The 9,640-nt window shown below is 46.5% G+C and carries 8 protein-coding genes; 4 read left to right on the top strand and 4 right to left on the bottom strand.

The features are described from left to right. The first annotated feature begins 82 nt into the window (after positions 1 to 82). From IEX57_RS19030 to IEX57_RS19040, 3 genes are all read left to right on the top strand, one after another. Complete coding sequence (locus tag IEX57_RS19030; protein ID WP_188706545.1) at positions 83 to 1,879, top strand: DUF262 domain-containing protein; 1,797 nt, start codon at positions 83 to 85, stop codon at positions 1,877 to 1,879. Between the two features lie 158 nt (positions 1,880 to 2,037). Further along, positions 2,038 to 2,868: an HNH endonuclease gene (locus IEX57_RS19035; protein ID WP_188706547.1), complete on the top strand. Its 831-nt coding sequence runs from the start codon at positions 2,038 to 2,040 to the stop codon at positions 2,866 to 2,868. Positions 2,869 to 2,879: 11 nt separating this feature from the next. Beyond that, positions 2,880 to 3,983, top strand: coding sequence for a DGQHR domain-containing protein (locus IEX57_RS19040; protein WP_188706549.1), 1,104 nt, complete (start codon positions 2,880 to 2,882; stop codon positions 3,981 to 3,983). Positions 3,984 to 4,036: 53 nt separating this feature from the next. Here IEX57_RS19040 and dndE read toward each other — a convergent pair whose 3' ends face one another. From dndE to dndB, 4 genes are read right to left on the bottom strand one after another with little or no spacing between them, the layout of a single operon-like run. After that, on the bottom strand, positions 4,037 to 4,396 hold the full coding sequence (dndE, locus tag IEX57_RS19045; protein WP_188706551.1) for a DNA sulfur modification protein DndE: 360 nt from the start codon (positions 4,394 to 4,396) through the stop codon (positions 4,037 to 4,039). Further along, complete coding sequence (dndD, locus tag IEX57_RS19050; RefSeq protein WP_188706553.1) at positions 4,393 to 6,381, bottom strand: DNA sulfur modification protein DndD; 1,989 nt, start codon at positions 6,379 to 6,381, stop codon at positions 4,393 to 4,395. Before dndD ends, dndE begins: the two co-directional genes overlap by 4 nt. Positions 6,382 to 6,385: 4 nt before the next feature. Then, positions 6,386 to 7,852, bottom strand: a complete 1,467-nt coding sequence (gene dndC / locus IEX57_RS19055) for a DNA phosphorothioation system sulfurtransferase DndC (protein WP_188706554.1) — start codon at positions 7,850 to 7,852, stop codon at positions 6,386 to 6,388. Continuing rightward, positions 7,849 to 8,973 (bottom strand): DNA sulfur modification protein DndB, encoded by a 1,125-nt coding sequence (gene dndB, locus IEX57_RS19060; RefSeq protein ID WP_188706556.1) that lies wholly within the window; start codon positions 8,971 to 8,973, stop codon positions 7,849 to 7,851. The genes dndC and dndB overlap by 4 nt, the downstream gene beginning before the upstream one ends. A gap of 135 nt (positions 8,974 to 9,108) precedes the next feature. On the opposite strand from dndB, the gene IEX57_RS19065 reads away from it, so the two are divergent. Beyond that, positions 9,109 to 9,555 (top strand): hypothetical protein, encoded by a 447-nt coding sequence (locus tag IEX57_RS19065; protein WP_188706557.1) that lies wholly within the window; start codon positions 9,109 to 9,111, stop codon positions 9,553 to 9,555. Positions 9,556 to 9,640 lie beyond the last annotated feature (85 nt).

A 9,640-nucleotide genomic window follows, 5' to 3' on the forward strand; every position in this document is an offset into this window, starting at 1 on the left:
GGGCTTTTTATTGCGCTGAAAAATTTTAAAAAGAAGTATCAGATTTTCTTCTAGCAAAGTAATTTCGTTGAGGAAACAATACGTGAGTCACTCTTCCTTTTTAAATCCCACAACGGTCATCAGCGGAAGCCCATTAGCATTAAAGGATCTATTACAACAGCCACATTGCGTACCTCCTTACCAGCGTGACTTCGTTTGGAAAAAGGCGACAGTAGAAGAACTGTGGGTAGATTTAATCGATCACTACAAACGCTTTGCGGCCAATGATCAAATTAAAACCCCTTCGGGCTATTTCCTCGGCGCAATGGTTGTTGTAAAAGAGCCAGAAAGCAATGGACCATATGAATTGACCGACGGGCAACAACGTATGACTGCCCTGACGTGCATGATGTCCGTATTGCTAGATTTAGTAAACCAACACCTAAGTGGCGAGGAACGAGAGGGTTACGCACACCAAATAAAGTCGCTAATAGGCAGCTTTAATGGTGGATGGACTACCAATCTTTCATTCTCAGATGAGACCGTTACCGAATTTTTCGCGCAGAGCTGCTTACTGAAGAGTACGAAAGATGAGAAGAATGTTTTTTGGAGCGGTGTAGAGACCAAAAAGACTTTAGACGGAAATAAAAAAACATCGCCGCTCGTTAAAATTAAAGAAGCAATTGAATGCTCTTATGAACAAGCCGAGAAATTTCTTTCCTCATCGTCCGATCCGGCAAGAAAAGTGTTGCGGTTGAAAAGTTTTATTTCGCTCACACTCGAAACTGTAATTGTTCTAAGGATTACTGCACTATCCCATGCTAATGCCTACGCTATATTTGAATCATTAAACAGCAGGGGATTAGATCTTAGCCATGGTGACCTAATAAAAAATGAGCTGCTTAAGAAAGCCGAAGCTAGACGAGATGACGTACTTGCCAATTGGAATGAGTTGAAAGAAACGTTAGAATTTGACGATGATTTAAGACTAACGGATTTTCTTCATTACTCTTATCTCTCCCGGCATGGAAAAGTAAAAGCAGCCGAATTGTTTAAGAAAGTAAAAGAACGGCTCGAAGACTCTCCCAAGGCAATGCAATACTCTGCAGAACTACTGGAAGATGCAGGAGCACTGAGGGCGATGCTGCGTAGCCACCCTATGGAGTGGACTGACAAAACGAGATATATGCTAAGTGATATATCCAACGTGTTAGGGGTTAAGTTAAGCTACCCATATCTGATTGCGGTCTATAGGAACTTTTCCGATAATATCCATTTAATAGAACGGCATGTTCAATTGGCTATGAATTTCTCCTTCAGGTTCATGAAGGTGATTGACGGAGATGTTTCTATTCTAGCAAATACGATGCAAAAAGCTTCGGAATTGGCATCTCAGGAAAACAGCCTTCAAAAAATTTCCAATCTCTTTAGTGAACATGCTTCCGATGCGTTATTTAAAGAGTCATTTGAAAAAATTAGCCTTACCTCTTCAAAGATCGGTTACTTTTCCATATATTGGATTGAAACCTATCTACTTAACGGGTCTGTTCCTTTAAAACACGGGGTTGACCAACATTTAGAACATATAATGCCCAAATCCCCATCTCAAAAGGATTGGCCAATAGCAAAGCACAACAAGGATGGTGAGTCCGTGCTGTTCAAAGACCGACTTTGGAAAGTAGGAAATTTGTTGGCACTACCTGCAGGAATTAATGCATCTATAAAAAACAAAGCCATAGAACATAAAATAAAAAAATACCAAGACTGCGATTTAAATTTACCAAAAAGTATTTCAAATTATATTTCTGATTCCGATACCGAATGGACATTTGAGCATATTGAAACAAGGCAAAAAGATCTGGCTGAAATCGCGATTCACGCGTGGAGTTTAAACACTTAATCGTCAGCGATCTAAAGCGTCATGAAAATTCATTGGGTTTTTAAATCATTTTTTTTCATGACGCTTAGCAGCTCCGGAAATTTGTGGTTTGCCCGCTAGTTTCAATGAAAGAATAAAACATTCCAGATTTAACACTTCTATTATGGAGTGACGTGACAATGCGGCTCAGTGAGTATTGTAGATTTAAACCGGTCACCAATGGCGAACGGCTATTCCAATTTCTTATCTTAAACGTAATTGGCAAAGAGCGCGCTTCAAGTTTAGACAATGTATCGCTCATCCAAATCGGAGGTCGCACGGATGACTTTGCCGATTATTATGCAGGCATATTCGCGTCGAACCTAATGATGCGCTGTATAAAAAAAGCTAAATGGATCGACCGCACAGATCCGCTCCATGCTGACAACAACGCGCTTGAAAGACATAAAAGAGAGTTGGTCAACTATTTTTTGACTTCATTGGAAATACCAAAAAACTCCCTGGGTGGTAATTTAGAACAATTAGCGAATTATGTGATAGACGCATATAGATCATCAAAGAAAGATATCACCCATACTGTAAGAAAGCAGTTTAAACGAAGGCCTGATAATTGTTATATCTGTGGTGTCTCGATTGATGACTCCTCTCAAGCGGATCAAAACTACGAACTCGAGCACATTTGGCCTCAAAGTTATGGTGGCGATAGTATTGAGGGTAATCTCCTACCTTCATGTAGCCACTGCAACAAAGAAAAAAGCCATATGCTTTTATGGCAAAACTCCGATGTCAGTTCATTTGTTATGATGCCACAGGCCGAACCCCATGAACTTCGATCGATACACAAGTCGGTGCGAATAGCACGGCATAGGAGGTTGATATTTGAGTACGCCTGCTCAAATAAATTAACGCTGAAAGAAGCAGCTGTTGCTATAGGTAGCGTAGAACTCGCCAGCCCAAAATATATTGACAAATACGATTCAATTGATTTTTACAATATCAAATTTTTTTAAGGAGGGTATTTATGAACTATAATTGTTTCAAATTTAAACAGAGAAATTCTCCTGATGCGCCGTATTTATGCATGTTTGAAGCACCAGTTTCTGACGTCATTGCATGGAGTACAATTCCACGTCTTACACCAGACAACCAAGATGGTATCCAAAGAGCCCGAAAAGATTCAAAAGTCAAAGCGATAAAAAACTTCTTTACTAACGACTCTAGAAACACGATCCCGACCGCTGTCGTTATAACGATGTCAGAAGGTTCTTATAGCATTTCAGAGAACGCCGGGCAAAAAATATTAACCATCAATCCGCAGAACAAAGAAGGAATTTTTGTGGTCGATGGGCAGCATCGCATTTACGGCTTGCATGCATACGATGAAAACTCAAGAATTCCGGTGGTCGCGATCCTTAACGCCAATAGCGAAGAAAGAGCATTTCAATTCATCGTCATTAACAACAAAGTTTCAAAGGTTCCGGCCGACCACATTAGAGCACTGACTCTGAAATATACCGGAAATCCCGATGAAGCAGATTTGGCTCAGCGGCTAAAGATGGCTAAACTGTCATTGAGTCAAACTTTGAACTATGTTGGCTTCGCTAATGATTTACCGGACAGCCCATTTTATGGACTCGTCTCAATGCCACACGTTGCCGAGGACAACAGAAGGGTTGTCCCAGCAGCAATTGAAGCGTCAATCGCTTATATACAATCCAAAAATATTAGAGAACTCTCAGGGGATGATTCTGCCTACGATTTCTTCATCACTATTTGGAGTACAATTAAGGACACTTGGCCCAATACTTTTGCACAATCTGCAAAGCTTCTAAGCAAGGTCGGCCTTGTTTCTATGACTCAATTTATTACGGATACCATTAATACGATTTCCAGTTATCCGGGGAGCAGCGTAGACATTGCTGATTCGGAATCTCTTTGCATAGCAATTAAAAAAATACTCACTACGCAATCAGAAGATTTTTGGATGTGGGACTGGGACTTGGCCATATCAGACACTAGAAGTGTTAGAGAAGCCATTCAGAATGCACTTGAAAACATACATCAAAATAATAGATACAAAGAAAATTGGTTCAATCAAATTGATTTTATCACGCCTCCAAATTAAGTAAAAAAGGGCAAGAATAAATCTTGCCCTTTAAAACTGACAATAGAATTGCGTCACGCAAGTCCAGAAAATAAATCTTCATCGCTTTTACTGGCCATGTAGGATAGACCGCGATGAATATGTGCAGCCAAGACTTGACGGAGTGACTCCTCCCCAAGCTCTTGGGCATCTTCGACTGCTCTGACAATTATTAGATTCCAATACAACACCTCTTGACCACTGGTAAACACCCTCCAATCGAGTTCAATTCCTCCATTGAAATTGATACTTTCTTTTGGTGGGACTGTTGGATTCGCCAGTGATATGCAAAGCGCATGGCGACAAAGAGTGTTGTAGTGTTCGATACCAGTTCTACGCTTCAAGTTAGCCAATTGATTCTTAGCAGCTGCGGAAAGTCGGATACGATCAATCATGATATGGCTTCGGCTAAGATTTGAGGCTGATGAAGGGCCGCGGAGCTGCTTCGGCTAGCATCATCAAAAATTAGCTCGTATTCTCGGTTTAAGTGGCGTTGTAGAGTTTGGTAGACTGAGCCCTCTACCTCTTCATCCGTAGAAAGCACCAGCACTTGGTGCGAGATCTTTGCAAAGAAGTTGTTAATCAGCGCCTCTCGATGCTTGCGATCCAGTCGCGCTAACGGCGTATCCACTACCACAGGGAATCGCCCTTTGCGCTCGCTAATCAGCGCGCTTAGTACAGCAATAGCTAGAATCTGGCGCTCCCCAGCAGAGAGACGCTCCATAGGCAGCACGTGACCTCTGACATCCTCAATCGCGACCGCGTAACTGGTTGGGTCTACGACTACCTTGGATACCAGATTGCGCTTGCGTAATAGCCTCTTGAATTCTGTAGTGATCATGTCCGCAAGCCATTGTGCCTTCGAGGCGAGAAGGCGTTCACGAAAGATAGCTAAGGCTTTCTTGGCGCGCGCGGAGGCATCCAGTGCTTTCAATTCCAGAGCATTATCTTTGAGTTCGGCGCGCATTCGCTGAAGCGAGGCATTCCAGCGGTTTTCGAGGTGCGTTTGCATAGCCCGTGCTTCGGACAGCTCCGTTGTGAGCCCTTGGAGTTCTCTTTCCGCATCCGCTACTGCCTTAGTGTGATGTTGCATGCCGTCAAAAATATCGGACAACTGCTCTTTCGCGGGAATCTGCGCAGCTGACAATTGCGTCTGTTCGAGCATCTTTGCTGCATTCTCAACTTCTGCAGTGGCCTTTTTGAGCTGATGTGCTGCTTGCTCAAGACGAGGCTCAATTTCAAGCGGGTCGGCCCCAAGCAACAAAATGGGCTCTGGGCCTTGGGGCACGGCAAAACGCTTCAGGTCCTGGCGAAGAAGGGACGCGACCGTATCTTTTGCTTGAGGCGTCTGAATAGCCAGCAATTGCAATATGCGTTCGTCGCGTTTTGCAAACTCACCAGCCAACAAATTTGCATGCCTAGCTTGCTTCTCCTGCTGCATTTGCGCCCTGTAGCGTTCCCAAAGCGGCTTTATCCATTGCAGCGGCAAGAAAGGGTCTTCCAACGCATGCACCAACCCATTATGGGCGATCTCATGCTGCTGCTTTGCAATCTTTGCTTGCTCATTAAGTTGTGCTGCTTGCTGATAGGCGGTAAGCCCGTTGCGTTGCGCAGCTACCGAGAAGGCTTCAAGTCTGCGCTGAGCAGCATCAAGCTCACTATGGGCCTGCCCTTGGCGCTGTATCAATATATCGATGCGATCGTTGACCTCTTTAAGTTGGCGGTCAAAATCGTCTGCATCTGCACGAGCCTTATCAAGGCTATTTGCGGTATCTTTTTTACTCGCCGCCCGCCTCTCCAATGCTTTGAGATCGTTCGCCAAGGTATCAATACCACCCAAACCCAGGAAGACCTCGGTAGCCCTGCGCAACAAATGAGGCAGCCGCTCCGGGTTGGCGAGTGATTCGATTTTCTCACCATCAAACAGGAACAGTTGCACCAACTCCACAGGCAAAATCGAGTTGATGAATTCGTCCCACATCTCGGTGTATTCAAGATCACGCATGCCATTGCTAAAAACAGCAAACTGCTCTTTCGGGCTGCTTTTATGGGGCTCCCATTCGCGGTGCACAAGCAATGTTTGCTTGTAAGCGCCAATCTCAATTGACAGTGTCAAATCGACAACTGCGTTGCTGACGGCGTCTTTACGCTGCAGACCGGCAATCAGCTGATCATACTCGGAGCGCCGTGCCGGGTTGATGGCTTTGTAGCCGTACAAGCCAATTTGCAAAGCGGTGAGGAGCGTTGTTTTACCACTGCCATTCAGAGCCTTGATTAGAATGACTGGGCGATCTCCTTTCACATCAAGATCAATTGTTTGCCGTTCGCGAAACGGCCCCAAATTTTCTATCGCAATTTGGGTAATGGTTAACTTAGCCATACGGTTATTGTTCTTCTTGGGCGGTTACGTCAACGAGATCATCAGAGAGATCCTCAGCAACGGACTGCGCGGTTTCCAGTGCAAAGGCAAGCGCTTCGTCTTCGGTACGGAAAGCATTTGCTTTAAGCACACTTTCTAGATTATCCAAGTGTTTGGAGCGCTTTTGCGATTGCATCGACTGAAATTGCACTGCCAGCAGCGAGCGGGTAAGCCGGTACAAGCGGTCAGCCGCCTGCGGATCCAACTCTGCGGCTATATCTTTCAGCATTTGCAGATCGTCTGACTCTAGGGGAACCGGCTCCAACAACTTGCCAGGATATACCTGGCCAAAGACCTTTTCGTATATCTTGGGCACCAAATCTTCGATTTCGCCCTTCTCTTCAACCCATATCCTGCGAATTTCGTCGATTTCGTCCAGTCCAATCAGCTCAATCCGTCCATAACCCACGGCCTTAGCAGACTGCACCGCTTTCTGCGTGCGCAGTAACTCCTCCAGCAATCTGGCTCGTTGTTCTTGCAGGTATGGCCCATGGATAAGTTCTTGCGATTGATCCATCGCTTTGACCCGACCATTCAACCGGACAAAATCTCGGACCTCTCGATCCTTGGTAGTCAGATTCTTATTCCGGAAGTCCAGAATTGGTTGCATCCAGGCCTTCTGCTCATCATTCTGGATCATGGCTTGCATGGACTTGTCTTGCGAAACCATAGTGCAGACATAGCACCCGAAGCGACTATCGCCACAGCTGGGCGTGGAGGTATCAACAACGATTGGGCATTCCGCGTCTGCAGTGGCACCACGGTAAATGTTGAAGAGCTCCTGATTGTCCACGCCCCAAGGGTTGGGCTCGGTAATGATGTATTCCCAGACATCGTCACTAGTCCAGGTTTCAACCGGTAAATACACCCAGACACGTGAAAGTTTGGGGTCTTTGTTGCGGCTCAACCGCGCTCGCGAACTTCCACTATATTGATCCATGACTTTGTCACGCGCCTGGCTCTCACCGCGGCGTTGGCCCAACACGAGAATCGCTTCGTTGTTGGCCTCTGAAAGTTCTTGAATAAACTTGGTCGAAGCACTGATCTTCAGCCGATCGGTACACCACCGAAAGCGGTTGCGCGGTGCGGGATAGCCTTTGCCAATCAAACTAACCCAGAAGCGGTTCTCCAACGCTGGAGTAAGGCGATGCGCCTTGATGGGCAACCCTTGGCCCTCCGCCGCACGGCGAATGCACTCGAGCGAATTCTCAACCCAAGCTGCAATCACCGGGTTCTCAACCAAGGTATCAGTGCTGATTACATGAACGTCTTTAACGCGTTGCTCAGCTGGCAAAGCGGCTATGGCGTTCCATACCAGTTGCAGCGAGGCGGTCGAATCTTTGCCGCCGCTATACCCAATAATCCAGGGAATGGTATCTGCGGTGTAGATCGACTGGATCTCTTGAATGATGACATCAACAGGAGTTGTCACTTGGAGTCCTCTTTCAATTGCGCGGAAAAACCATGTGCGGCACTAAAAGCCTGTTCCACATCAAGCTCTTCCGGTGTTAATGGCAAACCAAGTACACGCTTGATTTCATTGCAGGTGAGGGTTACGTTCTGGCTTGATTTAGACATGCGTCCACCAATCATGGCCCGGCCCTCCCATGTGGGCGCATTTTTGCGGGACCAGTCAATATCTCGAAGTTTGCCTAACATTTTTGGCAGGTCCGGACGACTGGACTGATACAGGAATTTGCCGACCCGCCCCAGTGCCTGCAAAACAATAGCGTGGGAGTGGATGAAATCTTGCCTGACTTCACCGGCAGTCATCCTGGACTCGCGAACATAGATCCACTCAGGGAACTGGGCACCCACGATCTCCCAGAACTCTTGGCATTTTTTAGAAGCCGCAGTGAAATCTTCAAGTTCCTTTTCCGGAAGCATTTCCAGGATCGCAAAATGAAGTGCGCTCAGCGTAAAAAGCTTGCGCGAGCGTTCCGAAAGGGATGAGCGTTCGGTTTCAATCAAGTTGTGAAATACTTTAGAAGTGAGGCTCAGGTGCTTGGCGACATTTGCAGCCGCACTACGATGGTCGTATAACACGCCCAATGAAGATGACGGCTTGACAGCATGTCTGTTCAAATCGGCGAACATCTGCTGACAGCGTTCAAGACCATGATCCAGGAAGAACACGACAGCTATCGTCTCGTCACCCAACTCTGGCGCAGCCTGTAATGCCTGCTCGACTGCAGCGCGGCGATGTTGTCCATCGTTCACGATAAACTTGGCATGCATATCGACCGTCAGCGTACCCATCCGGAAATTGGTAACGTTGTCGCTACCAACAGGCGCGAATGAAACAGCCCCATCTATGGACGCGGTGATGGCAGAAAAGATATAGCTTTGAGGGTTGTTGACAATGTAGCGACTAATATCCGGGACTCGGGCTTTGTTCAGTGTGCGCTGGGCGCGCAACTCAGGCATCAGCTCTTCATTGTCGAAAATGAAGATCTTTGAGAGCAAGCGCAGCGGACACATCGAGACGTAGTACTCACGTCCAGCTTGTACCCCGCGAATCGCCGGAAAAACGTAGGAAAAATTGTCCGCCATGGTGGCCCCAACTTTACCATGTTTGTGTTATCACAAACATACATACGTTTGTCAGATAAAACATCCTACGCGTAAAATCCGACGCGGTTTCCAGCCCTCCAGCCCCCCAATAAAACCGGCAAACGTGAGCATGAAATGAACGACTCCCCAAGAAAGCTCGAACTGCTGAAGCATCAGCTATCGTCGAAGCTTGAGGCTCAAAAGTGGGATTATCGCAGGCAAGAACTCGCGTTTCTCGAAGCGGGACAACACCTTAGGGCCTTGAATCAGATCATGTGGCAAGTACCGAGCATGACAATCGCCCTAACAGGTGGGCTCTGGTATGGCACGACACAGGTTGACAGTGCAGTACCCAAGATCCTTTTGCTGCTCTTCGCATTCATAGTGGACATTGCCACGATCTTCGTTCTTTCCCGGTTACGCGACATTATTGAGAAGCAGATCCAGATCCAGAATAGTTTTACTGCGCCTGCCTCTACGTATGTTGTCCAGGTTTCACCACAAAAAAAGGAACGCGATCGCATCGTTGTAAAGTGCTGGGCTGTTGATTTGCACCCAAACCTGACCCACTTGATGCAGTAATTTGCACCGAAAACTGACCCACGTAGAACACTGTCCCGCGAGGTAACGAGCGGGAGTACTGGAGTGATCGACGTGGCTATGTTGA

The sequence above is a fragment of the Silvimonas iriomotensis genome, assembly GCF_014645535.1.
Lineage (GTDB): Bacteria > Pseudomonadota > Gammaproteobacteria > Burkholderiales > Chitinibacteraceae > Silvimonas > Silvimonas iriomotensis.